At 63.6% G+C, this 24,882-nt stretch carries 25 protein-coding genes; 16 read left to right on the forward strand and 9 right to left on the reverse strand.

The annotated features are described in order from the left end of the window. On the reverse strand, window positions 1–1,062 hold the full coding sequence (gene speB / locus SS05631_RS12445; protein WP_095677987.1) for an agmatinase: 1,062 nt from the start codon (window positions 1,060–1,062) through the stop codon (window positions 1–3). Between the two features lie 216 nt (window positions 1,063–1,278). On the opposite strand from speB, the gene SS05631_RS12450 reads away from it, so the two are divergent. Together SS05631_RS12450 and SS05631_RS12455 are read left to right on the forward strand one after the other, a co-directional pair. Further along, entirely contained in the window at window positions 1,279–2,310 is a 1,032-nt protein-coding gene (locus SS05631_RS12450; RefSeq protein ID WP_037414519.1) for a LysR substrate-binding domain-containing protein, read from the forward strand. 46 nt (window positions 2,311–2,356) lie between these two features. Beyond that, window positions 2,357–3,535 carry an aminotransferase gene (locus SS05631_RS12455; protein ID WP_037414554.1) on the forward strand — a complete coding sequence of 393 codons (1,179 nt, stop codon included), beginning with the start codon at window positions 2,357–2,359 and terminating at the stop codon, window positions 3,533–3,535. Between the two features lie 112 nt (window positions 3,536–3,647). Here the strand turns inward: SS05631_RS12455 and SS05631_RS12460 are convergent, their stop codons facing one another. From SS05631_RS12460 to SS05631_RS12480, 5 genes are all read right to left on the reverse strand, one after another. Further along, on the reverse strand, window positions 3,648–4,493 hold the full coding sequence (locus SS05631_RS12460; protein WP_083853873.1) for a DMT family transporter: 846 nt from the start codon (window positions 4,491–4,493) through the stop codon (window positions 3,648–3,650). A 193-nt stretch (window positions 4,494–4,686) separates the two neighbouring features. After that, window positions 4,687–6,120: an aldehyde dehydrogenase family protein gene (locus SS05631_RS12465; protein WP_037414515.1), complete on the reverse strand. Its 1,434-nt coding sequence runs from the start codon at window positions 6,118–6,120 to the stop codon at window positions 4,687–4,689. A gap of 259 nt (window positions 6,121–6,379) precedes the next feature. Then, window positions 6,380–6,529 carry a hypothetical protein gene (locus SS05631_RS12470; RefSeq protein WP_037414513.1) on the reverse strand — a complete coding sequence of 50 codons (150 nt, stop codon included), beginning with the start codon at window positions 6,527–6,529 and terminating at the stop codon, window positions 6,380–6,382. A 116-nt stretch (window positions 6,530–6,645) separates the two neighbouring features. Continuing rightward, window positions 6,646–7,383: a transglutaminase family protein gene (locus SS05631_RS12475; RefSeq protein ID WP_244412099.1), complete on the reverse strand. Its 738-nt coding sequence runs from the start codon at window positions 7,381–7,383 to the stop codon at window positions 6,646–6,648. Between the two features lie 390 nt (window positions 7,384–7,773). Then, a complete protein-coding gene (locus SS05631_RS12480; RefSeq protein ID WP_245369155.1) occupies window positions 7,774–9,081 on the reverse strand; it encodes an FAD-binding oxidoreductase in 1,308 nt (435 codons plus the stop codon). 125 nt (window positions 9,082–9,206) lie between these two features. On the opposite strand from SS05631_RS12480, the gene SS05631_RS12485 reads away from it, so the two are divergent. From SS05631_RS12485 to SS05631_RS12545, 13 genes are all read left to right on the forward strand, one after another. Further along, window positions 9,207–9,923 carry a FadR/GntR family transcriptional regulator gene (locus SS05631_RS12485; protein WP_037414499.1) on the forward strand — a complete coding sequence of 239 codons (717 nt, stop codon included), beginning with the start codon at window positions 9,207–9,209 and terminating at the stop codon, window positions 9,921–9,923. Further along, complete coding sequence (locus SS05631_RS12490; RefSeq protein WP_037414497.1) at window positions 9,920–11,092, forward strand: PLP-dependent transferase; 1,173 nt, start codon at window positions 9,920–9,922, stop codon at window positions 11,090–11,092. The genes SS05631_RS12485 and SS05631_RS12490 overlap by 4 nt, the downstream gene beginning before the upstream one ends. Before the next feature lie 74 nt (window positions 11,093–11,166). Continuing rightward, window positions 11,167–12,429 (forward strand): sugar ABC transporter substrate-binding protein, encoded by a 1,263-nt coding sequence (locus SS05631_RS12495; protein ID WP_037414495.1) that lies wholly within the window; start codon window positions 11,167–11,169, stop codon window positions 12,427–12,429. Window positions 12,430–12,518: 89 nt separating this feature from the next. Next, complete coding sequence (locus SS05631_RS12500) at window positions 12,519–13,454, forward strand: sugar ABC transporter permease (RefSeq protein WP_037414493.1); 936 nt, start codon at window positions 12,519–12,521, stop codon at window positions 13,452–13,454. Between the two features lie 4 nt (window positions 13,455–13,458). After that, complete coding sequence (locus SS05631_RS12505; RefSeq protein ID WP_037414491.1) at window positions 13,459–14,292, forward strand: carbohydrate ABC transporter permease; 834 nt, start codon at window positions 13,459–13,461, stop codon at window positions 14,290–14,292. A gap of 9 nt (window positions 14,293–14,301) precedes the next feature. Further along, a complete protein-coding gene (gene ugpC, locus SS05631_RS12510; protein ID WP_037414490.1) occupies window positions 14,302–15,369 on the forward strand; it encodes a sn-glycerol-3-phosphate ABC transporter ATP-binding protein UgpC in 1,068 nt (355 codons plus the stop codon). A gap of 179 nt (window positions 15,370–15,548) precedes the next feature. Further along, a complete protein-coding gene (locus SS05631_RS12515) occupies window positions 15,549–15,935 on the forward strand; it encodes a cytochrome c family protein (RefSeq protein ID WP_037414489.1) in 387 nt (128 codons plus the stop codon). Between the two features lie 137 nt (window positions 15,936–16,072). Next, entirely contained in the window at window positions 16,073–16,912 is an 840-nt protein-coding gene (locus SS05631_RS12520) for a cytochrome c oxidase subunit II (protein WP_037414488.1), read from the forward strand. 32 nt (window positions 16,913–16,944) lie between these two features. Then, the gene (gene ctaD / locus SS05631_RS12525; protein ID WP_083853872.1) at window positions 16,945–18,726 is read left to right on the forward strand and encodes a cytochrome c oxidase subunit I; all 1,782 of its coding nucleotides are present in this window, start codon (window positions 16,945–16,947) and stop codon (window positions 18,724–18,726) included. After that, the gene (locus SS05631_RS12530; protein ID WP_037414486.1) at window positions 18,723–19,421 is read left to right on the forward strand and encodes a cytochrome c oxidase subunit 3; all 699 of its coding nucleotides are present in this window, start codon (window positions 18,723–18,725) and stop codon (window positions 19,419–19,421) included. The genes ctaD and SS05631_RS12530 overlap by 4 nt, the downstream gene beginning before the upstream one ends. A 12-nt stretch (window positions 19,422–19,433) precedes the next feature. Beyond that, window positions 19,434–20,156, forward strand: a complete 723-nt coding sequence (locus SS05631_RS12535) for a heme-copper oxidase subunit III family protein (RefSeq protein ID WP_037414485.1) — start codon at window positions 19,434–19,436, stop codon at window positions 20,154–20,156. Window positions 20,157–20,166: 10 nt separating this feature from the next. Next, window positions 20,167–20,523, forward strand: a complete 357-nt coding sequence (locus SS05631_RS12540; protein WP_037414483.1) for a cytochrome C oxidase subunit IV family protein — start codon at window positions 20,167–20,169, stop codon at window positions 20,521–20,523. Window positions 20,524–20,760: 237 nt separating this feature from the next. Then, window positions 20,761–21,216 carry an Rrf2 family transcriptional regulator gene (locus SS05631_RS12545; protein ID WP_037387763.1) on the forward strand — a complete coding sequence of 152 codons (456 nt, stop codon included), beginning with the start codon at window positions 20,761–20,763 and terminating at the stop codon, window positions 21,214–21,216. Window positions 21,217–21,228: 12 nt separating this feature from the next. Here the strand turns inward: SS05631_RS12545 and SS05631_RS12550 are convergent, their stop codons facing one another. The 3 genes from SS05631_RS12550 to SS05631_RS12560 all read right to left on the reverse strand — a co-directional run bounded on the left by SS05631_RS12550 (window position 21,229) and on the right by SS05631_RS12560 (window position 23,239). Continuing rightward, complete coding sequence (locus SS05631_RS12550) at window positions 21,229–22,206, reverse strand: acyl-CoA dehydrogenase family protein (RefSeq protein ID WP_037414481.1); 978 nt, start codon at window positions 22,204–22,206, stop codon at window positions 21,229–21,231. A 171-nt stretch (window positions 22,207–22,377) separates the two neighbouring features. Further along, window positions 22,378–22,563, reverse strand: coding sequence for a hypothetical protein (locus SS05631_RS12555; RefSeq protein WP_037414480.1), 186 nt, complete (start codon window positions 22,561–22,563; stop codon window positions 22,378–22,380). 127 nt (window positions 22,564–22,690) lie between these two features. Beyond that, on the reverse strand, window positions 22,691–23,239 hold the full coding sequence (locus SS05631_RS12560; protein WP_083853871.1) for a flavin reductase family protein: 549 nt from the start codon (window positions 23,237–23,239) through the stop codon (window positions 22,691–22,693). Between the two features lie 166 nt (window positions 23,240–23,405). Here SS05631_RS12560 and SS05631_RS12565 point away from each other — a divergent pair, with 166 nt between their 5' ends. Continuing rightward, window positions 23,406–24,866: an FAD/NAD(P)-binding protein gene (locus SS05631_RS12565; protein ID WP_037414478.1), complete on the forward strand. Its 1,461-nt coding sequence runs from the start codon at window positions 23,406–23,408 to the stop codon at window positions 24,864–24,866. Window positions 24,867–24,882 lie beyond the last annotated feature (16 nt).

The following is a 24,882-nucleotide window of genomic DNA, read 5'->3' on the forward strand; positions in this document are numbered from 1 at the left end:
TCAGCCCGCCTTGCCGGTGATCGTCGGACTGAAAACCATCAGGCTCAGGATTTCGAACAGCACCTGCGCACCGGCATGGGCCGTGTTGGTCGTCGCGTCGTATTGTGGGGCGACCTCGACGACATCGCCGCCGACGAGATTGACGCCCTTGAGGCCGCGGATCAGTTCCAGCACCTCGCGCGTCGTCAGGCCGCCGATCTCGGGCGTTCCGGTGCCAGGAGCAAAGCTCGGGTCGAGGCTGTCGATGTCAAAGGAAAGGTAGGTCGGACCATCGCCGACGATCTTCTTCGCCTTGTCAATGATCGCCGGGATGCCGAGACCGGAGACCTCCTCCGCGTGGATCACGGTCATGCCGGACTCGTAGGAGAACTCCCAGAGATATTCGGCCGAGCCGCGAATGCCGATCTGGATGACCCGGGTCGGATCGAGAACGCCGTCGAGGACGGCATTGCGGAACGGGCCGCCGTGATGGAACTTGGTGAGGTCGTAGGCGCCGCCGGTATCGCAATGCGCATCGATATGGATCATGCCGACGGGCTCTCGTTTGCCGACGGCCTTGAGGATCGGATGGGTCATCGAATGGTCGCCACCGACCGAGAGCGGCACGACACCGGCATCGACGATCTGGTTGAGGCGCTTCTCGATGTCCTCATGGCTGAGTTCCAGCCGGTAGCGGCTGCGGAAAGGCACGTCGCCGATGTCCGCCACGCGCAAATCATGCACTGGTGCGCAGCCGAGAACGTGGTTATACGGCCCGATCCGCTCGATGGCGCGCAGCGCCCGCGGTCCGAAGCGGGAGCCCGGGCGGTTGGTTACGCCGAGGTCCATTGGGATGCCGACGATCGCCACCTGAAGATTGCCGAAGTCCGGCTGCTCGGGATCGACCGGCATATAGGGCGCGGTCAGGAAGGTGGGGATGCCGGAATAGGGCGCCAGCCGCGTGCCGCTCTTCGTGAAGATCTTGTCCGCCACCTTGCGGAAGGTCGGATCGAAAAGTTCGCCGCCATGGCTTTCGCCATACTTCGCCCTCAGTTCGCCGAGCTTCTTCTCGTCCCAGGCCATGTGCCGGAGCCTCCATGTCTGTCGCCGGGGGAAGAAAGCATCGCAACGCCGATCGCAACCGGCGGCGTTGCCGAGCAATACAGGCGCAATCGTGTTCCCCAGGCTTTTGCCCTTGTTGGAACCTATTAGGTGACAAATCCTCTAGAAAATCAATTGACATTGTTATAGCATTTCGTGTGAGAAAAATTCACATAATCGAACCCGTCGGAGTTCCCGTTGTCGAGCCGCCTGCCCCCCTTGAACCCGCTGCGCGCCTTTGAGGCGACCGCCCGGCGCGGCTCGGTTTCCGCGGCGGCCCGCGAGCTCAACGTCACGCATGGGGCGATCAGCCATCAGATCCGTGCGCTCGAACTCTCCTTCAACGCGGCCCTTTTCGAGCGCGGCGGCAAACGCCTGAGGCTGACCCCGCAGGGCGCGCTGCTGCTGCCGGCCGTCACCCACGCCTTCGCGGAGATCGCCGCCGCAACGGCGGCGATGACCCGGCCCGCCACCAGCGGCGAACTCCGGATCACTTGCGTGCCGGCGCTGCTCTCCTTCTGGATGATCCCGCGCCTGCATCAGTTCACCGAGCAGTTTCCCGACGTGCAGCTGACACTGATCGCCTCCAATGACGCGCTGCATCTCCACTCGCCCGAAGTCGACGTCTGCCTCCTCTATGGCGACGGCAATTGGGGAGACTGCTGGGCCAAGCTCTGGAGTCGGCTCGAGCTGTTTCCCGTGGTCAGCCCAACCCTTCTCAACATGCGGCCGCTGCGCTCGATCCGGGATCTGCGCGATCATGTGATGCTGCATGGCGACGACGGCCGCGAATGGAACACCTGGCTTGCCGCAGCCGACGCGGCCGACCTTCAGCGCGGCCGCCAGCATTTCATGAGCGACGCGCGGCTTTCGACCGAAGGCGCCCTACACAACCAGGGCGTGGCGCTCGGCGATACGATCACCGCCGGCAGCCTGATCGCCCGCGGCGAGCTGATCGCGCCTTTCGATCTGACGGTGCCGGCCAACGACGCTTTTTTCGTTGCCTGCCGTAACGAGATCCGCGCCGCGCCAATCGTCCGCGTCTTCATCGACTGGCTGTTTGCGGCACTCGAAGGCGATCCGATGCCAGAGCTGCAGACCTCCGCCCGGACGATCATTCGGTCCCGCAGGCCGGAAGATCCGAAATCGGCAGCGGAGAGCTTCCGGCCGGTTTCGTCACCCCGCAAGCGGCGCTTGGAAACCCCGCAAAAGCGCAAGACCAAGCCGTAGTGCCGGCACCTCGCCCATGCCACTCGCCCAACCACAGGAACGCCCGATGCCTCATCTCAATCCGCTCGTCGCAAAGCTCTCGCCGCCGCCGGTCCCCTCCGTGCTTGCGTGGGCGAAGGCCTATGACGGGGCAAAGGGACCGCTGATCGATCTCTCCCAGGCGGTGCCCGGCTATCCTGCCCATCCGGATATGCTCAAATGGCTTGGCGAAGCCGCAGCGTCGCCCGCCTATACCGGCTACGGCGCGATCGAGGGCGAGCCTGAACTGCGCAGCGCCTATGCCGATGAGGTGGCAAAACTCTATGGCGCTCCCATTGGCCCGGAAAACATTCACGTCACCTCCGGCTGCAACCAGGCCTTCATCTGTGCCGCCATGGCGGTTGCCGGCGCCGGCGACACGGTGCTGATGACCAATCCCTATTATTTCAACCAGGAAACCACCCTGGCGATGCTCGGCATCAATGTCGAACTCGCACCCTGCGATGCCGGCGCCGGCTTCCTGCCCGAGGTCGAGACCATCGCCTCGGCCCTTCGGCCCGGCATTCGCGCCCTCGCCCTCGTTTCGCCGAACAACCCGACCGGCGCCGTCTATCCGGCCGACCTGCTGCAGCGCATCTATGAGGTCTGCCGCGCAAACGGCACCTGGCTCATCCTCGACGAGACCTATCGCGACTTCCTGCCCGAGGCCGCGGTGGCACCCCATCGCCTCCTTCAGACCAAGGGCTGGCAGGACGGCTTCATAGGCCTTTACAGCTTCTCCAAGTCCTTCTGCATCCCCGGCCACCGCCTCGGCGCGATCACCGCCGGACCCGCGCTGATCGAGCAGGTAACCAAGATCATGGACAACCTGCAGATCTGCGCCCCGCGTTCGGCCCAGGCCGCCGTCGCCAGGGCGATCCCGGCACTCGCCCACTGGCGGCTCGCCAACCGCGCCGAAATCACTGCCCGCGCCGACGCGCTGAAGGACGTCATGGGCCGCCTGCCGCAGTGGAAGCTGCAGGCCGTCGGCGCCTATTTCGCCTATGTCCGCCACCCCTTCCGCGATATCGACTCGCAGTTCGTCGCCGAGAAGCTGGCAAAGCTCGCCGGCATCGTCTGTCTGCCGGGTGACTATTTCGGTGAAGGCCAGGAAAGCTATCTGCGCTTTGCCTTCGCCAATGCCGGCGTGCCCACGATCCGGAAATTGGAGGAACGGCTGGCGGGATTTGCGCTGCCGGGCATTTGAGGAGCGCTAAACCGCGTCGCGTTCAAACGTATTCACGCGGCGCGCTTTAGCTCTTTGTTTTTGTGCATGTCGTCATCCCAAAAACCGCTGCACACTTTTTCGGCGACATGCCTTAGCCGCGGCGGGCGATCAGGATGCCGATGAGCACGATCGCCCCGCCCGTTGCCTGCATGACACCGACGGGCTCGCTCAGCAGGACCCAGGCGAGCACCGCAGCCACGACCGGCTGCACGAGCAGCGTCAGCGATGAAAAGGCGGGCGCCAGGAAGGCGAGCGCATAGGTGATCGCCACCTGCCCGCCGGCATGACTGACGAAGGCGAGTCCGAAAAGGATCGCCCAGCCGAAGCCCGTCGGCGGCAGGAGCGCGGGCTCGGCGAGCACTGCCATCGGGAGCGTGCAGACGGCGGCCGAGGCGGTGCTCCAGATCATGATGCGGTTGGTGCCGAAGCGGCTGCGCAATTGCCCGATGGCAAGAATATAGCCGGCATAGAACATCGCGGCGACGATCGCGATGCCGTCCCCGATGAGATCGCCGCCGCCAAGCGCACCCGGGCCGCCTTTCAACACCACGACGCCGGCGACGGCCGTGACGAGACCGGCCAGGAAAATGCGGCTCACCGGCGAGCGGAACAGTGCCCAACTGGCAAGCGTCACGAAGACCGGAGCGAGATTGGCAAGCAGCGTCGCATTGGCCACGGAGGTCATGGTGAGCGAGAGGTGCCACGCCCCGAGGTCGATGGCGAGGAACACGCCCGGCAGGACGAGCAGCGCATAGTCGGACAAGCGCTCCGGGCGCCGGTCTGCGCCTGTATCCTTGGCGAGCCACGACCAGGCAAGGAGCGGGATCAGCGCCAGCGCCACGCGCCAGAAGGCCGTTGCCATCGGCCCCACTTCCGAGAGCCTGACAAAGATCGGCGATCCGGCAATGGCGACACCGCCCATGAGCAGCGCGGCCATGGCGAGCGACTGTTGCGGGGAGGCGGAACTGACGGCTTGACTCACGGTGATGTCCGGGTACTGGGAGGGAGCGCCAAAAGGCGCCCCCGCCAGCTATCAGAACTGCGGGTCAAGCAACAGCCCTGAAAAATCGCCGGTAGGCAATCGTTGGCAGCCGCAGACAACGTCGCAGCCGGCGAGCTCCAGCCGCCGATCAAGTCGCGTCCGGCAGATGCACCGTCTTCACCTCGAGAAAATCCTCGAGGCCGAAGGTACCGCCCTCACGACCGTTGCCGGACTGCTTGTAGCCGCCGAAGGGGCTGCCGTAGCGGTGCGGCCCGCCATTGATATGCACCATGCCGGCCCGCAATCGCACCGCGACCCGCTCGGCGCGCTGCCGATCGCCCGTCTGGACATAAGCCGCGAGACCATAGTTCGTGTCGTTGGCAAGCGCGATCGCTTCCTCCTCCGTGTCGAAGGGAATGATCGCCAGCACCGGCCCGAACACTTCCTCGCGTGCGATCCGCATCGAATTGTCGACGTCCGCGAAGATCGTCGGTTTGACGAAATATCCGGTCTCGAAGCCGTCCGGCTTGCCGGGGCCGCCGACGAGGAGCCGCGCCCCTTCGCCGACGCCCGCCTCGATCAGCGCCTGCACCCGCTCGAACTGGATGTGGCTCACCAGCGGACCGATATGCGCGCCTTCCTTGCTCGGATCGCCGACGGTCGCCTCCCGGCCCACGCGCCTTGCGATCGCCACCACGTCGTCATAGACGCTGCGCTCCACCAGCATGCGGGTCGGCGCATCGCAGGACTGGCCGGAATTATTGAAGCATTCGAGGATGCTGGCCGTCACCCGCTGCTCGAGATCGGCATCGGCGAAGACGATGTTCGGCGACTTGCCGCCGAGCTCCAGCGTGACGCGCTTGACCGTATCGGCGGCGTCCTTGCTGACGGCGATGCCGGCCCGCGTCGAACCGGTGAAGGACATCATTTCGATGTCCTTGTGCTTCGACAGTGCGGCGCCGGCGTGAAGGCCGTCGCCATTGACGAGGTTGAAGACGCCGGGCGGGAAGCCAGCCTCTTCGATCATCTCCGCATAGAGCATGGCATTGAGCGGCGTGAACTCGCTCGGCTTCAACACGCAGGTGCAGCCGGTCGCAAGCGCTGGCACGACCTTGAGCGCAATCTGGTTGACCGGCCAGTTCCACGGCGTGATCAGCCCGCAAACCCCGATCGGCTCGCGCATCAGCGTGTCGCCGTTCGGAAGTTTTTCGCGCAGCTTCAGCCGCTTCAGCGCGTCGATGTAACCCTTGAGGTGGCCGACGCCGACATCGGCCTGTTGCTCGCGGCTCATGGTCTTCGGCGCGCCGAGTTCCGCGGTGATCGTGTCGGCCATCTCGTCGTAGCGGCGTTCATAGATCGCCAGCAGCTTTTCAAGAAGCGCCAGCCGTTCCCCCAGGCTGGTCCGGCTGTAGGTCTCGAAGGCCTTCTTGGCGGCCGCAACGGCCCGGTCGATGTCGACTGCAGTACCGAGGGAGATAACCGCGATCGGCTTTTCGGTGGCAGGATTGAGCACATAGAGGTCGTTCTGTGCTGCCGGTTCGACCCATTCGCCGTTGATGTAGAACTTGCGTTTGTCGAGCATGCCGCTCCTCCTTCCCGTCAAGGTGTCTCTTGTTTTGCGACAGACAGGACATCGTCACCTGCCGGCAAGCGACTTCCGCGCATTTGCGACGGCTTTGAGCGTGGATGATTGGTTTGCCGCCGCGAGTGCAGTCCCGCGTGCCAAGTCACGCTACGACGCAGGCGGCGTGGCCCGCAAGGGGTACGATGGCGCGGCCGCGGTGTCGAGCGTCAAGCGCGGCGTTCGCGACGCGTCCTGAAGAGTGCTGTGGTGGGAACCGTCAGATGGCGCCGATGATGAGGGCCGAGACGAAGCTGAACGCTGCGACGATGGCGATCGTGTGGGGAACGAGGTTGGCCGGCAGGCGCCTAGTCGGCTGCGCCACATGAAACGCGTAGCGGGAGTGGGTCATCGCCTTTGTCGGGTTCATTTTTCTCTCCGCTGCTGACCTTCGACTGTAGCTATGTTCTCCTATATTCTCCATTGGGTTTATAGATATTATTTTCCCCGGAACGTGCGGGGGGATGAAAAATCCGTTTCCCGACTTCAGTGGCTGTTGTTGCCTTCGCGCTCCTGAAGGTGGCGCGACCAGGTCTCGCTGAACCACGGGGTCAGCAGCGAAACGTCGGCGGAACTGTGCGAGCGGCTGAGCCGGCCGTCGGGCTCCACCGACGTCCAGACGGTGAAGTGCGTCAGCCGATGCTTGCCGAAGGTCTGGATCAGCGGAATGTCTGCCGCATCCCGGCCGCGGGCGACAGGAATGCGGCCGGCCCGCCCGCCATTGTTCTTGGCGTCGAACGTGTACCATCGGTCGCCGAGGAACACCTCGAACCAGGCGTTGAAATCCATCGGCGCCGGGCTGTTTGGAGCGCCAATGTCGGCCATATAGCCGTGAACGTAGCGGGCCGGCATGTTCATGCAGCGGCAGAGAGCGACGGCGAGATGGGCATAGTCGCGGCTGACCCCAAGCCGGTCCTCGTGCGCTTCGAGCGCCGTACGCATCGCCTGCGCATAGCCGTAGCTGAAGATCAGCCGATCATGCACATAGTCTGAGATCGCCTGCACCCGTTGCCAGCCTGCCGGAATGCTGCCGAAGAGCCGCCAGGCAAGCGCGCTCAGCCGATCGGTCTCGCAATAGCGGCTGGCGCAAAGGTGGGGTAGCAGAGAGGGAGGCAGCTTTTCGACGGGCACCGCCTCCGCCAGCGGATCCGACGCGTCGAGCCGCCCGTCGTCGCTGATCACCGCGTCGTAGCCGAGCCGGGTTTCACCCTGAGAGAGAACCATGCGCAAACAGATACTGTGATGCGGTCGGTGATTTCTTCCATCGGGATGAGCGGTGACGCGACCGGCCCGCGCTCCGTCACGACTGCATTGCGCCGTTCCTTGGCGACGGACAGAAACGTCATCATCGGCGTGGGGTTGCGGACAATCGATGCCAATCTCATAACCGAAGCGGATGAACATGTTCGACCTCCGCACGGTGATTTACCGACACTTGCTCCCGCACGCCAAAACGCCGGTGGCAGCCCGGGTTTGCAACCCGTTCGAAGCTCTTCCCTGAAGTTCCCTTGATGTCCGCGTCAAGCCGGCGGGCGACCCGCCCGCGAGCCGGAATACTAGCGCATCGTTGCAGCGAGCGGTATCGATTTCGGCGAGAAGCCGGCAGCCGCAAGCCTACCAGCCGACGGCGTCCTTGAAGGAATACCACCAGGAGCCGATCGTCGAATACTGCGCGCGGAACAGCCGCCCGCCAGGAAAGGGATACCAGGGCAGTTTCTCGAACATGTCGAAGCGCGTCTGGTCGCCGTCGATCGCCTCGGCGAGCGTCCGGCCGAAGAGATGCGAGCCTGTCACCCCGTGACCGCTATAGCCGTGGGCGAAATATGTGTTGGCGCCGATGCGGCCCATCTGCGGCATGCGCGTGAAGGACAGCGCGAAATTGCCGCTCCAGGCATAGTCGATCTTCACGCCCTTCAGGCGCGGAAAGACCTTTTCAAGATTGGGCCGGAGCTTCGCCACCACATCGGCTGGATCGGTTCCGCCATAGACGGTGCCGCCACCGAAGATCATCCGCTTGTCGGCCGACAGCCGGAAATAGTCGAGGATGTAGCGCACATCCTCGACGCACATGTCGCTCGGGATCAGCGCGTCCGCGAGTTCCTCGCCGAGCGGTGCCGTGGTGATCATCTGCGTCGAGACGGGCATGACGCGCGAGACGAGCTCGGGCACCGCCTCGCCGAGATAAGCATTGCCGCAGAGCACCACAAGGCGGGCTGAGACTTCACCTTCCCTGGTATGGACGGTCGGCCGCGCCCGCTTATGGTCGACGCGTGCCACTGGAGACATCTCGTAGATGGTGCCGCCGAGGCTCTCGAAGGCGCGGGCCTCTCCGAGCACCAGATTGAGCGGATGCATATGGCCGCCGCTGATATCGAGCATGCCGCCGCAATAGGCCTCGGAATCGACGAGCTTGCGCAGCGCCTCCCGGTCGAGAAGCAAGTGGTCGTCCATGCCATATTTGCGCCAGAGCGCCTGCTTGGCCTCGAGCTCCTTCATATGCGCGCCGGTATAGGCGGCGTAGATGTTGCCGGATTTCAGGTCGCAGTCGATCCGGTATCGGCTGACGAGCCGGCGGATGATCCGCCCGCCTTCCTGGACGAGGCCGCCGATGAAGCGCGCCGCGTCCTCTCCGAAGCGACTCCGGATCGTCGAGAGGCTAACGTTGAGGCCATTGACGATCTGGCCGCCATTGCGCCCGGAAGCGCCCCAGCCCACCTGGGCGCCCTCCACCACTGTAACCTTGTTGCCCTTCTCGGCGAGATGAATGGCCGTCGCCAGACCTGTGTAACCGGCGCCGACGACGCAGATATCGGTTTCGACCCGCCCCTGCAGCTTGACCGGCGTGCGGATGATGTTGCGGGTGGCAGCGTAGTAGCTCGCCGGATAGCCGCCGTCGCCGGCATAGGACTTTGTGACGCTCACCCCGAGGATTCCCCTCTGCCGCAGGTCTTTGTCGGTAGGAGCCATATCGCAAATCTTGCCCCTTGACCATGCGGCGCAACGGCTGTCATATTGCTCAGATGTCAGACCAATTTGAGAGCGAGTGCATGCCCGAGCCGGAGAAAGCGATGCTTCTGCCCCTGCCCCCGGTCGATCGGGTGCAGCAGGTGATCTCCGCGCTCGCCGACTATGTCCAGCGCTCCGGCTTGAAGCCCGGCGATCGCCTTCCGGCCGAACGCGAATTGATGGCGGCGCTCGCCGTCGGGCGCTCCACCATCCGCGAGGTCATCAGCCATTTTCAGGCGCTCGGCGTCGTCGAGGCGCGCAAGGGCAGCGGCACCTATCTGTTGCGCGCCATTTCCGGCGCCACCATCCACATGCCGCTGACCCTCGACACCGCGCACCTTCGCGATGCGCTGCTGCAGACGCTGGAAGTTCGCCGCGGCATCGAGGTCGAGGCCGGCATGGTCGCTGCGCGGCGCCGCACCGAGGCCGACCTCATCAACATCGAAACGAAGCTCGACGCGATGGAGCGCGTTCACCTTGCCAAGGGCACGTCCGGCCCCGAGGACCTCGCCTTCCATCTGGCGATCTACGACGCGACCCACAACCCGCTCTTCCGGCAATTGCTTGAGCAGATGCGCGAGGCCTTCGAGCGCTTCTGGGAAAAGCCCTTCGACCGGCCGGACTTCGCGCGTCGGTCGTTTCCGTATCACCGGACGCTCTTCGACGCGATCGCCTCGCAGAACCCGAACGCCGCCCGGGAAGAGACACTGAAAATTCTCGCGATCGTCGAGGAAGACATCAAGGAAATGTCCAAATGAATGACGGCCTCAACCCGTTCGACAGAGCCTCGCTGATTGCCGCCCATGACGAGGCCCATGCCTTCGACGCAGTCGTTCCGCCGATCGTCCAGACCTCCCTCTTCACCTTCAAGGACTATGACGAGATGATCGCCTCGTACCGAGGCGAACGCGTCCGGCCGATCTACACCCGCGGCCTCAATCCGACCGTCAGGCTGTTCGAGGAGATGCTGGCGAAGCTCGAGGGTGCCGAGGATGCGATCGGCTTTGCCAGCGGCATGTCGGCGATCTCCTCCACGGTTCTGTCCTTCGTCGAGCCGGGCGACCGCATCGTCGCGGTCAAGCATCTCTATCCCGATGCCTTCCGGCTGTTCGGCACGCATCTGAAGCGCATGCGCATCGAGGTCACCTATGTCGACGGGCGCGATGAGGAAGCGGTTGCCAAGGCACTTCCCGGCGCCAAGCTCTTCTACATGGAAAGCCCGACGAGCTGGGTGATGGATACCCATGACGTGGCGGGCCTGGCCGCACTTGCCAGGGCGCAAGGGATCGTCACCGTCATCGACAATAGCTGGGCGAGCCCGGTGTTCCAGCAGCCGATTTCGCTCGGCGTCGATCTCGTCATCCACTCGGCCTCGAAATATTTGAGCGGCCACAGCGATGTCGTCGCCGGTGTCCTCGCCGGCTCCAGGGAACTCGTCGGCCGCATCCGCTCCGAAGCCTATCCCTACCTCGGCGGCAAGCTCTCGCCCTTCGATGCCTGGCTGCTAATCCGCGGCCTGCGTACCCTGCCGATCCGGATGAAGGCGCATGAGCGCTCGGCGCTTGCCCTTGCGCGCCGCCTGCTCGAGCATCCGCTGGTCGAGACCGTCTGCCACCCCGGGCTCGGCAATCACCTGCCGCCGGGTCTTTCGGGTACCTCCGGCCTGTTCTCCTTCATCTTCCGCGAGGGCGTCGACATCCGCCGCTTCGCCGATCATCTCGAACTGTTCAAGCTCGGCGTATCCTGGGGTGGCCACGAAAGCCTCATCGTCCCGGGCGAGGTCGTCCTGGCGCAGAAAGCGCAACCCAATTCCGCGGCCGCCTTCGGCATTTCTCCGCGGTCGGTACGGCTCCATGTCGGCCTGGAGGGAACGGAGGCCCTCTGGAGCGATCTCGAAGCGGCGCTCGGCGCCGCTTCACCAGGCTGACGACCAGCGGGAAGGCGGCTCTCCGCATCCCGCCCCAAAAAAATCGATCAACGCCAAGAACAAAGGGAACAAAAATGAGGAAACTGATCACAGTCACCCTGCTCGCCACGCTGATGGCCGGCAGCGCGCTTGCTGATACCAAGCTGAAGCTCGTCGAGGTCATCACCAGCCCCGAGCGCACCGAAACGCTGAAGTCGATCGTCGCCAAATTCGAGGCGGCGAATCCCGGCACCACTGTCGAGATCATCTCGCTGCCCTGGGGCGAAGCCTTCCAGAAATTCGCCACGATGGTCTCGGCGGGCGAAATCCCGGACGTCATGGAAATGCCGGACACCTGGCTGTCGCTCTACGCCAATAACGGCATGCTGGAGAGCCTCGAACCCTACCTCGCCAAGTGGGAGCACACGCCAGGCCTCACCGAGCGCGCCCTAGAACTCGGCCGCGACGTCAACGATACCGCCTATATGCTGCCCTACGGCTTCTATCTCCGGGCGATGTTCTACAACAAGAAACTGCTCTCGGAAGCCGGCGTTGCCGAGCCGCCGAAGACCATGGACGACTTCGTCAAGGCGTCGGAAGCGATCTCCAAGCTGCCCGGCAAATCCGGCTACTGCCTGCGCGGCGGCCCGGGCGGCCTCAATGGTTGGGTGATGTTCGGCGCCACCATGGCCGGCGACAACACCTTCTTCAAGGAGGACGGCACCTCGACGATGAACAGCGAAGGCTGGATCAAGGGCCTCACCTGGGTGATCGACCTCTACAAAAAGGGTCTGGCGCCGAAGGACAGCGTCAACTGGGGCTTCAACGAAATCGTCGCCGGCTTCTATAGCGGCACCTGCGCCTTCCTCGACCAGGATCCGGACGCGCTGATCGCCATCGCCCAGCGCATGAAGCCGGAGGATTTCGGCGTCACCACCATGCCCAAGGGCCCGAGCGGCAAGGCCTTCACGACGATCGGCTTCGCCGGCTGGTCGATGCTTTCGGCAAGCCAGAACAAGGACCTCTCCTGGAAGCTGATCGAGACGCTCGAAGGGCCGGAAGGCAACATCGAGTGGAACAAGCGCACCGGCGCGCTGCCGGTCCACAAGTCCGCAGAGAAGGACCCCTTCTATTCGGGCCCGCAGTTCAAGGGCTGGTTCGACGAACTGGCCGACAAAGACGTCGTGCTGACCGTCATGCCGACCTACCTCGAGGAATTCGCCTTCTTCAAGGATTCACTCGCCATCAAGACGAGCCAGGAAGCGCTCCTCGGCGACATCACGCCGGAAGAGCTCGCCAATCAATGGGCGGACTACCTGACCAAGGCACAGCAGAAATATCTGGCCAACAAGAAGTGATCCGACATGAAGGGCGACAGGGTCGCCTGCCGCCCTTCATCAACATGGACTGCGCCCGCCCGCGGGGCGGCCAGGAGGAACTCCGATCGATGGATTATGCCGCACGCCAACAGCGCCAGTCCGCAAGCCGCCGGCCGCTGATGAAGCGCATCGCGGACGCATCGGCGCCCTATCTTTACAGTGCGCCGGCGCTGATCCTGATCGTCACGGTGATGCTGGTGCCGCTGGTGCTCGGCGTCTCCTATGCGTTCCGCGACGTGCAGCTCCTCAATCCCTTCTCCGGCGCCTTCATTGGACTCGATCATTTTCGGGCGCTCTCTCAAGACCAGGCCTTTTTCCGCTCGCTGCGCAACACGCTCTGGTGGACCGGTGCATCCGTTCTTCTTCAGTTTGCCTTTGGATTGATTCTGGCGCTGCTGCTCGACAAACCGTTTCGCGGCCGCGCCATCGCCCAGGCGCTCGTCTTCCTGCCCTGGGCGGTGCCGAGCTTCCTTGCCGGCCTCAACTGGGCCTGGCTCTTCAACCCGGTCGTCGGGCCGCTGCCGCACTGGCTCTATGCGCTCGGGATCATGAGCCAGCCGGCGAACATCTTGTCGGATCCGCAGCTTGCCATGTGGGGACCGATCGTCGCCAATATCTGGTGGGGCATTCCCTTCTTCGCAATTACCCTGCTTGCCGCCCTGCAGGCGATCCCGCGCGACCTCTACGAAGCGGCGAGCATAGACGGCGCCGGCGCCTTTCAGCGCTTCCTGTCGATCACCCTGCCTTTCCTCGCGCCGACGATCGCAATCACCATTCTGTTGCGCACCGTCTGGATCTCGAACTTCGCCGACTTGATCATCGTCATGACCAATGGCGGTCCGGCCGACCGGACCCAGATCGTCGCCAGCTACATCTTCACCCAGGCCTTCAAGCGGCTCGATTTCGGCTACGCCTCGGCGATCGCGCTGGTGCTCCTGGCGCTGCTGCTGGCCTATTCGCTGCTGATCGTCATCCTGCGGCAATGGCTCCTGAGCAAGGATTGAACCGATGCGCGTCAAGTCAGCCCTCCTCACCGTCGCGCACCGCCTTGCGATCCTGACCTATATTGCCTTTGCCCTCTTTCCACTCTTCTGGCTGCTGAAGGTCGCGGTGACGCCCAACGACCTGCTCTATTCCGAAGGCATCCGCCTCTGGCCGTCGCGCGCCAGCCTCGAGCACTTCGACTTCGTGCTGCGGCACAGCGCCTTTCCGGTTTTCTTTCGCAACAGCCTGATCGTCTCCGGCTCGACGGCGGTCGTCGTGACGATCCTTGCCTCGCTTTCCGGCTATGCGCTGTCGCGTTTCCGCTTCCGCGGCAAATACTGGCTGGTGACGCTGATGCTTTTGACGCAGATGTTCCCACTGGTCATGCTCGTCGCGCCGATCTTCAAGATCCTCTCGCCGCTCGGGCTCACCAACAGCCTGACGGGCCTCGTCATCGTCTACAGCGCCTTCAACGTGCCCTTCGCCACCTTCCTGATGCAGTCCTTCTTCGACGGCATTCCGAAGGATCTGGAAGAGGCGGCGATGATCGACGGCGCCACGCAATTCGTCGCCTTCCGCCAGATCATCCTGCCGCTGACCTTGCCCGGCATCGCCGCAACGCTAGGCTTCGTCTTCACCGCCGCCTGGAGCGAACTGCTCTTCTCGCTCATGCTGATCTCCGGCAACGATCAGGCGACCTTCCCGGTCGGGCTCCTCTCCTTCGTCTCGAAATTCTCGGTCGATTTCGGCCAGATGATGGCTGCCGGCGTGCTTGCGCTGATCCCGGCCTGCCTCTTCTTCCTGCTCATTCAACGCTATCTCGTCCAGGGCCTCACGGCCGGCGCGGTCAAAGGCTGAGGATTGCTCATGGCTTCCATCGACATCGCCAATATCCAGAAATCCTACGGCGTCCACCCGGTGCTGCACGACGTCGACCTCAAGATCCGCGACGGCGAATTCGTCGTCCTCGTCGGCCCGTCCGGCTGCGGCAAGTCGACCTTGCTGCGGATGATCGCCGGGCTTGAAAGCGTCACCGGCGGCGAGATCCGCATCGCCGGCAAGCGGGTGAACGAGCTCGCACCAAAGGACCGCGACATTGCCATGGTGTTTCAGTCCTACGCGCTCTATCCGCACATGTCGGTCGCCCGGAACATGAGTTACAGCCTGAGGCTTCGCAAGACGCCGAAGGAGAGGATCGCAACCGTGGTGACCGGTGCCGCCGCCAAGCTTGGCCTCGAGCCGCTGCTGGAGCGTCGGCCGAAAGCGCTTTCCGGCGGTCAGCGCCAGCGCGTCGCCATGGGCCGCGCCATCGTGCGCCAGCCGAAGGCCTTCCTCTTCGACGAGCCGCTCTCCAATCTCGACGCACGGCTGCGCGAGCAGATGCGCGCCGAAATCAAGAAGCTGCACAAGGATCTCGGCGCCACCTCGATCTACGTGACGCATGACCAGATCGAGGCGATGACGCTCGCCGACCGGATCGTCGCCATGAATGCCGGCGTCGTCCAGCAGGTCGGCAGTCCGCTGGACCTCTACGACCGTCCCGCCAATCTCTTCGTTGCCGGCTTCATCGGATCGCCCGGCATGAACTTTTTCGAGGGCACCTGTCGCGCTGCCGACGGGCCGCTGTTCGAAATCGCCGGAGACATCGGAATTCCCCTCGACGCATCTCCCCCGCTTGCGAACAACGCCAGGGCGACGCTCGGCATCCGCCCGGAGCACATCGTGCTTGCCGGCCATGGACCGGAGACGCTGCTCGCCGCCGTCGACCTCGTCGAGCCGACCGGCTTCGGCATCATCCTGCACCTCTCGCTTGGGCGGGCGGGCTTTAAGGTCTTCACCAACGATCGCTCCTTCCTGACCGCCTCCGGCACCATCCCCGTCCACTTCCCGGCGCATAGCCTGCACTTCTTCGACAGCGAGGGGACCCGCGTCTGACGGGCGCCCTATCCGTCTCTATCCCGAAGGAGCAATTGACTTCTCCCCGGTGTGGACTAGCTTCTTTTTGTCGCAAGTATCAACCGCTCCGGCGCGCATTCTTAGAGAGCAAGCACCGTCCAAAGCCACGATTGACGATACTCTTCTTTGCCCGCGCCGGGCGAAAATGGGGAAGTATCATGCGAATTGCAGTTGTTGCCCTGTCTTTTTCGGCACTCCTTCTCTGTCCGACCGCCGGACAGGCGCAGGAGGGCGACGCCGAGGCCGGCGCCACCGTCTTCAAGAAATGCTCCGCCTGCCACGTCGTGGACAAGGATCAGAATAGGGTCGGGCCATCGCTCATGGGCGTCATCGGCCGAACCGCCGGAACTCATGCGAACTTCAAATATTCGAAAGCCATGGTCGATGCGGGCAAGAACGGGCTCGTCTGGGACGAGGCGGCGCTGAATGAGTATCTCCGAGATCCCAAAGCCAAGGTCAAAGGCACCAAGATGGTCTTCCCCGGCCTCAAGAAGGACGATGAGATCGCCAATGTGATCGCCTATCTCAAGCAACACCCCAAATAGGAGCATCTCCCGGGTAGGCAGAATTCTCCGCCTTACCGAGGATTTGCCAGTATTATCCGTTCGTGCAATAATTCTGATCGGAACGCCGCGGATTGCGTATTCGTCTCACGGCCAATCGCGGCGGGGAGGGACAGAAAATGGCGGTGGTAGTGATTCTGGTTGTGTTGGCCGCCGGATCAGTGTTGTTCCATTTGCTCAGTCCTTGGTGGTGGACGCCGATCGCCTCCAACTGGAATTACATAGACAATACCATCATCATCACCTTCTGGATCACCGGCATTGCCTTTACCGCCGTGGTCCTGTTCATGGCCTATTGCGTTCTGCGCTTCCGCCATCGTCCCGGCAACACCGCCGCCTATGAGCCCGAGAACAGGAAGCTCGAAGGCTGGCTGGCGACGAGCACGACGCTGGGCGTCGCGGCGATGCTGGCGCCCGGCCTGTTCGTCTGGAACCAGTACATCACCGTCCCGCAGGGTGCTTCGGAAGTGGAGGTGATCGGAGCGCAATGGCTCTGGAGCTTCCGGCTTCCCGGCGCGGACGGGCGGCTCGGCACCAGCGAAACCCGCGACATCACCCCGGAAAACACGCTCGGCCTCAACCGGAACGACGCCGCCAGCCTCGACGACCTGATCATCGAGGGCGGCGAGCTTCACCTTCCCGTCGGCAAGCCGGTGAAGGTGCTGCTCCGCTCCGTCGATGTGCTGCACGATTTCTACGTACCGGAATTCCGCGCCAAAATGGACATGGTGCCGGGCATGGTGACCTATTTCTGGTTCACCCCGACGCGCACCGGCACCTTCGAAATCCTCTGCGCCGAGCTCTGCGGCGTCGGCCATCCGCAGATGCGCGGCACCGTCGTGGTCGATACCGAGGAAGACTATAGGACCTGGCTCGCCGAGCAGCAGAGTTTTTCGCAACTATCCGCATCGTCCGAAACTAGCCCGGCGGCAACGGTTGCCGCCGCAGCGGCGCAGTAGGAGGCGCCGTGGCGTAGCGACCTGGGAGGATTATGATGGTCGATGTCCGGTCCGGTATTGGCGAGGCGCTTCCGCCTCCCGAAGTCGAGGATGTTGAGCTCTACCATCCGCACAGCTGGTGGACGCGCTACGTCTTCAGCCAGGATGCGAAGATCATCGCCATCCAATATGCGACGACCGCGATCGCCATCGGCATGGTGGCGCTGGTGCTGTCCTGGCTTATGCGCCTGCAGCTCGGCTTTCCCGGCACGTTCGACTTTATCGATGCCGATGCCTATTACCAGTTCATCACCATGCACGGCATGATCATGGTGATCTACCTCTTGACCGCGCTCTTCCTCGGCGGCTTCGGAAATTATCTCATTCCGCTGATGGTCGGCGCCCGCGACATGGTGTTCCCCTACGCCAACATGCTGAGCTATTGGATCTATTTGCTCGCCGTGCTTGTGCTGGTCGCGAGTTTCTTCGCACCCGGCGGACCGACGGGCGCCGGCTGGACGCTCTATCCGCCGCAGGCCGTGCTTTCCGGCACGCCGGGCGGCAAGGATTGGGGCATCATCCTGATGCTCGCGTCGCTGATCATCTTCATCATCGGCTTCACCATGGGCGGCCTCAACTATGTCGTAACGGTACTCCAGGGCCGCGCCCGCGGCATGACGCTGATGCGCCTGCCGCTGACCGTCTGGGGCATCTTCACGGCGACGGTGATGGCGCTGCTTGCCTTTCCCGCGCTATTCGTCGCCTGCGTGATGATGCTGTTCGACCGGCTGCTCGGCACCAGCTTCTTCATGCCGGCGATCGTCGAAATGGGCGAGCAGCTGCAGCATGGCGGCGGCAGCCCGATCCTGTTCCAGCATCTCTTCTGGTTCTTCGGGCACCCGGAGGTCTACATCGTCGCGCTCCCCGCCTTCGGCATCGTTTCCGATCTGATCAGCACCCACGCGCGCAAGAACATCTTCGGCTACCGGATGATGGTCTGGGCGATCGTCATCATCGGCGGCCTCTCCTTCATCGTCTGGGCGCACCACATGTATGTGAGCGGGATGAATCCCTATTTCGGCTTCTTCTTCGCCACCACGACGCTGATCATCGCCGTGCCGACGGCGATCAAGGTGTACAATTGGGTACTGACCCTCTGGCGCGGCAATATCCACCTGACCTTGCCGATGCTGTTTTCGCTGGCCTTCATCGTCACCTTCGTCAATGGCGGGCTGACGGGCCTCTTCCTCGGCAATGTCGTCGTCGACGTGCCGCTCTCCGACACGATGTTCGTCGTCGCGCATTTCCACATGGTGATGGGCGTGGCGCCGATCATGGTCATCTTCGGTGCGATCTATCATTGGTATCCGAAGATCACCGGCCGCATGCTCAATGAAGCGCTTGGCCAGATCCACTTCTGGGTCACCTTCATCGGCGCGTATTTGATCTTTTTCCCGATGCACTATGTCGGCCTCGTCGGCGTGCCGCGCCGCTACTACGACCTAGGCGAAATGGCTTTCGTGCAGGACTCGGTCCACAGCCTCAACGCCTTCATCAGCGTCATGGCGCTGATCGTCGGCGCCGCCCAGATCGTCTTCCTGTTCAATCTCGTCTGGAGCCTGCGCCACGGCCGCGAAGCCGGCGGCAATCCGTGGCGGGCGACAACGCTCGAGTGGCAGACGCCGGAGACGCCGCCGCCGCACGGCAATTGGGGTCATCAGCTGCCGGTCGTCTATCGCTGGGCTTACGATTACAGCGTTCCGGGGGCACCGGAGGATTTCATCCCGCAGAACCAGCCGACGCCGAGCCGCGTCGGTCATGAGGCGGCTTCATGAGCGTCGCTGTCATCTTCCTCACGCTGGTCGCCGCCGTCATCGTCTGGTGGCTTGCCCGGCAACGGCTCGCTTCGCGCCCCTGGCTCGAAGTCGGCCACGTCTACGACCGCCGGAGCGGCGCGCCGCTGCCAGCGGCAAAGATCGGGCTCGGCGTCTTCCTCGGTGTCGTCGGCGCGCTGTTCTCGCTCGCCATCAGCGCCTATTTCATGCGGATGGCCTCGTCCGACTGGGGCTCCCTTCCCCTGCCCGCTCTGCTCTGGGTCAATACCGGCATTCTGGCCGCCGGCAGCATCACGCTGCACCGGGCAAAGGTCGAGGCCCAGAAGCGCCACGACGAGGCGACCAGAACCGCCCTGCTTGCAGCGCTGGCCGCCGGCCTCGCTTTCCTCGTCGGACAGCTATTCGCCTGGCGCGAACTGACGGCTGCCGGCTATTTCCTGGCCGGAAATCCCGCCAACAGCTTCTTCTACCTGCTGACCGGCATGCACGGCCTGCACATCGTCGGCGGACTTGCCGCGCTCGGCCGGCTCACTGTCCGCGCCTGGGGCGGAGCGCTCGACCGCAGAATACGCCTGACAGTCGAGCTCTGCGCCATCTACTGGCATTTCATGCTGTTCGTCTGGCTGGTGCTCTTCGGCCTCTTTTCCGGCTGGGCCAGCGACGTCGTCGATTTCTGCCGCCAACTCCTGACATAGGAACCGCTGACAATGTCTGCCCCGATCAAGACCCCCGCCGCAGAAACGCTTCCCCGCCCGGCCGGCCTGGCCGGGCTGGCGTCGGACTGGGCCTCGGACCAGCGGACGTTCAAGAACGTCTCCTGGGGGAAGGCCATGATGTGGATCTTCCTCCTCAGCGACACCTTCGTCTTCGGCTGCTTCCTGCTCGCCTATATGGCGGCGCGCATGTCCACCACCGTCCCCTGGCCGAACCCGAGCGAAGTCTTCGCGCTGGAGATCGGCGGAACGCATATGCCGCTGATCCTGATCGCGATCATGACCTTCGTGCTGATCTCCTCGAGCGGCACCATGGCGATGGCGGTCAATTGCGGTTATCGCCGCGACCGCAGGAAGACCGCAATTCTCATGCTGGTGACCGCCCTGTTCGGCGCCACTTTCGTCGGCATGCAGGCATTCGAGTGGTCGAAACTGATCGCCGAAGGCGTGCGGCCCTGGGGCAACCCCTGGGGAGCGGCGCAGTTCGGCTCCTCCTTCTTCATGATCACCGGCTTCCACGGCACCCATGTCACCTTCGGCGTGATCTTCCTGCTGATCGTCGCCCGCAAGGTCTGGCGCGGCGATTTCGACACGGAGCGGCCCGGCTTCTTCACCAGCCGCAAGGGCCGCTACGAGATCGTCGAGATCACCGGCCTCTACTGGCACTTCGTCGACCTCGTCTGGGTCTTCATCTTCGCGTTCTTCTATCTCTGGTGAGGAGGGCACCATGGCGCATGCAGAGGCTCAAGCCGCGCAACATACGGCACATACGGAACAGCAGCAGCACCCGATCAAGCTCTACCTGCTGGTCTGGGGCCTGCTCTTCGTGCTCAGCGCCTTTTCCTACCTGGTCGATTATTTCGGCCTGCAGGGCTATCTCCGCTGGTCGCTGATCCTGATCTTCATGATGCTGAAGGCCGGATTGATCGTGGCGGTGTTCATGCACATGGCCTGGGAGCGGCTCGCGCTCACCTATGCCATCCTGCTGCCGCCGCTCTTGGTCCTGGTCTTCGTGGCGCTGATGGCGTCGGAGTCGAACTACGTCCTGTTCACCCGCCTCGCCTTCTTCGGCACAGGGCCCTGACAGTCGAGGCGAGCAAATGAGGGCGCAATATCCGCTTTTTTTGCACACGCCGCCTGCGACACAGGTCAAATCAAGGATTCTTACGGGAGTGACCTAAAATTCATCGCCGGGGAGTAGCAGTTTCAGTGAAACTGGCTTGCAGATTAATTCACCAAAAACTATTTACTTAGTGAGAAATAATGGACGTGCCCGCGCGCCACCCGGCGCGTGCGCGATCGACACCATCCGAGTGCCACGATGCTTACGAAAAAAGGCAAGTACGGATTGAAGGCGCTTGTTGATCTGGCGCGCCTTGGTCCTGGAGAAACCGCGTTCGTGACGGAGATTGCGACGCGCAACAATATTCCGAAGAAGTTCCTCGACACCATCCTCCTGGAACTGCGCAACACCGGCATCCTGCGCTCGAAGAAGGGCCCCAACGGCGGCTATTCGCTGTCGAAGCCCGCCACGGAGATCATGATCGGCCAGGTCATCCGCGCGCTTGACGGTCCGCTTGCCCCGATCCGCTGTGCGAGCCGAACGGCCTTCGAGGCCTGCGACGATTGCAACGATCCGGTCGGCTGTCAGGTTCGCCTGTCGATGACGGAGGTTCGCGACGCAATCGCCACCATCCTCGACAACATGACGCTTGCGCAGTTCGTCTCAAAGGACCGGACGAAGACGGTCGAGGAAGCGCTCATCGCCGGCGAGTGATCCCGCGTTCACTCAGGTGAACAGCATGCGCCCGAGCTCCGCAAGCAGGTGCCCGGTGCCGCGCGTGACTTCCAACGGAAAGGCGATTTCGATCGTCGTCGCTAGCCTACCCACGGCCGCGACTGCGGTGGGCGTGGAGTTCACCTGCGCGAGGTCGAGGGCGGTCGAAGCTCGGTCGATCAACGCCGCTAAGGTCTCGATCTCAACTTGGAACCGCCCGATCCGTTCGTCCCAGGGCCGGTCGCTGGAAGGCCGGCCGTCGCGCCACATGTTCAGATTGCCGGCCAGTTGCCGGCGCTTCTCGCCAAGGACGACCGCGGCCTGCAGGATCGTTCCGAGCGATCGGGCAAGCAGAAGCGCATCGCGATTGAGGGCAAGCACCGCGTCGGCCGGCACATGCGCCTCGCCGAGCCGATAAAGTGCCGGCTCGCCGGTGTGCACGACACGGGTTTCCGTGCGGCCACGCTGGACGAGCAACAGGCTCGACGCCTCGGCGTCGTTCAGTGCCAGGACGGCGAACCAATCCGGTTCGCCGAGACAGGCGGCCTCGAGCGCATCGGTCAACTTGAAGCCGATGCCATCGGGCACGTAGCGTGGCGTGCCCTGATCGCTCGGGGCTGCGGCCGACAGCCTCTCACCGGACGCCACATGCGAATAGATGCTGCGCCGCTGCTCTTCGCTGCCGGCGTTACGAACCAATTCTAGGGCGCGATAATGATGAACGAGGGCACCGGCCGCAGCGGGTTGCACTTCGGCGATCTTCGACACGGCGTCGGCTATCAGCCCGTTCGAAACGTCCGCACCGTCGAAATCGGAGGGGATGGAGATCGCGAGCAGGCCGGAGCGCACCAGCGCGTCCGCCAGGACAATGGCGGGAGCCTCGGCGCCAAGCGCCACGAGCTCGCCGGCCGCCGTCAATACCTCCTCGTCGGACGCTATGCGAAGCGGCACCGGCCGAAGACGCTCATGCAGATGTGTAATGGACCCCATCTCGTGCATCCTTACTGATGCGGGCTCAGCTGGAACCGGCGGGTCGATCGCAAAGGCGGCGCGTCCGACATTAGGCGCGGCATCGTAGGATGATGGCTCGCGGCGAGGCTCCATTCCATTGGCCGGACTGCGATCTGCACAGAGGCCGCATACATTGCTCGCCATTCCGCCTCAGAGAACCGGGAACAGTCCCCAGAACAGGGCCTGGCGGCGCTCCTGCTCCTCGTCGCTGCGGTCGACCGTGTCGGTCCTTGTCTCGTCGGCAGCTTTCCTCGGTGCGCTTTCGGAGCGGATACGAAACTGCTCGCGCCAAGGTGCGAACAGGTCGAAAGAGAAGTTCACAATACCGAGCGGCATTTCGGCGTTCCTCCCGTTGAGCCCTTCATGGGTCGGCGCGCAGTGTCGCCGCATTCTGCTCGTTCGTCAATAATTTCGATGTAAACTGTGCATTACAAGTGCTCGGCCACATCGCTCGACGAATGCCCTATCGGGACAGTGCAAAGTACCGGCCCTCCCGATAGATTAGGGTTTCACCCCCGCCAATACGGATGCCGACCACACGGCCGAGCACGATTGCGTGGCTGTGCCTTTCGATTGCCTCTTCCACCTCGCAGTCGATCGCCGCCACCGCATCCTGAAGCACCGGCGCGCCGCTGGCAAGGCGGGTCCATTCGCCGCCACGGTAGCGGTCCGGCCCCTTGAGCCCGCCACGGCCGGCGAACTGGTTGGCGAGGAACTCGTGCTGTTCGCCGACGATGTTGACGCAGAAATGACCGAACCGCTCGACGACCGGCCACGTCGATGACGCACGATTGAGGGAGACGAGCATACGCGGCGGCTCGACCGAGAGGGCGGTGGCCGAGGTGACGGTCGCCCCGGTCCGCGCCTCCCCTTCTCCCGCGGTTATGATGCTGACGCCGCCGCCCAAGGCGCGCAATGCCGCCTTCAGACTGTCGGCATCGGCCGGCCGATTCGTGGACCGGCTGGCGTTCTCCTCGATCTCGAAGGCTCGTACTGAAGGCTGAACCGACATTTTTCCGCTCCTCTATTCGGCAGATCCACGATTTCCCGATTGGTAACAGCGACGGCGCGCCCCCGGTAGACATCCGGTTCTTTAGTCTATATATTTTATAGAAAATATAACTATCCTCTCGTGCGAGGCACTTCAAGGCCGCCGCTCCAACCGAAGGGAGATCGGAATGCTGAGAATAACGCTGCCATTGCCGAAGGACATCGCGCCGGCTCCGACCACCAGCAGAGTAGCAATCATCGGCGGAGGCTTCACCGGAGCAAGCCTTGCCCGCCTTCTTGCCGTGAATGGTCAATACGGGCCTGACGACATCATCGTCTTCGAGCCCCGCGCCGGCCTCGGCGCCGGCTTAGCCTATGATACCGATGATCCCTCGCTCCGCCTAAACGTCGCGGCTCACCGTATGCGCGCCGTGCCCGGCGACCCGCAAGCCTTCGTCCATTGGCTGTCGGGCTCCGGGCGTTTCGATCTGGACCCCGATGCCGTGGCAGATGGCGGGATCTATGCGCGCCGGGCCGATTTCGCAGCGTTCATGGCCGAGCAGATCCAGCCCTTCCTCGACAGGGGAAGCGTCAGGCATGTCCGCGAGCGCGCTGAGCGAATCTGCCGCCGGCACGGCCGCTGGCAGATCGAGGGAAATGGCGGCGCAGCGGTGCAGGCCGATATCGTCGTGATCGCGACCGGCCATCCGCCGCCGACGCCGCCGGACGTGCTTTCCTACCATCTTGGCTGCGACGCTCGCTTCATACCGGACCCTTTGCGGTCCGGCGCCCTCCGGCCGATAAGACAGGACGATAAGGTCCTCGTCGTCGGTGCCGGCCTGACGGCGCTCGACGCCGTGGGTGCCTTGCACGCGCAAGGCCATCGCTCGGAGGTGACGCTCCTTTCACGAACGGGACAGCTGCCGCAGCCACAGGCATCCGGCGATTTCGCGCCGCATGGCGACTTCCTTATCGGTCTCCCGAACACCGCCCTTTCGCTTCTCGAGCGGGTGCGCTTCGCCCTTGAAGAGGTGACCGAAGCCGGCCTGCCCTGGCAGAGCGTCTTCGACGCCTTGCGTCACCAGGGCCAAACCATCTGGCAGGCATTGCCGCTCGTCGAACAGCGCCGCATCCTGCGCCACCTTCGCCGACGCTTCGAAGCGCATCGCTTTCGCATGTCGCCGCAGATCGCCGAACTTGTCGAGCGCGAAAGAGCGGCGGGACGCCTGCGAAGCCGTGCGGGTCGGATCGTCGCGGTCCGCCCGGGCCACGCTGAAATCGCCGTCGATATTGCGACGAAGCCACATGGGATTGTGGTGCGCCACGCTGCAAAATGGATCATCGCGGCGACCGGACCCGACCACGGCAACGTGATCGGTCGCCAAAGCTGTCTTGCCGATCTGAAAGGCTCCGGCCTCCTGAGGAAGGACCCGCGCGGTCTCGGCATCGCATGCGATCAAGACAGCCGGGCCGTGGCGCGGGACGGCTACCCGGTGGAGGATCTGTTCATCGCCGGACCGCTGGCGCGCGGCGCCTTCGGCGAACTCACAGGGGTGCCGGAGATCGCCGCCCAGGCGGAAAGGATCGTCCAGAAAATCTTGGCGATGCGCTTCGCCACGACGCGGACGATCACGATCCGATCGCTGTAGCGGGCAAGGCCCGGGC

The sequence above is a fragment of the Sinorhizobium sp. CCBAU 05631 genome, from assembly GCF_002288505.1.
Classification (GTDB): Bacteria; Pseudomonadota; Alphaproteobacteria; order Rhizobiales; family Rhizobiaceae; genus Sinorhizobium; species Sinorhizobium fredii_C.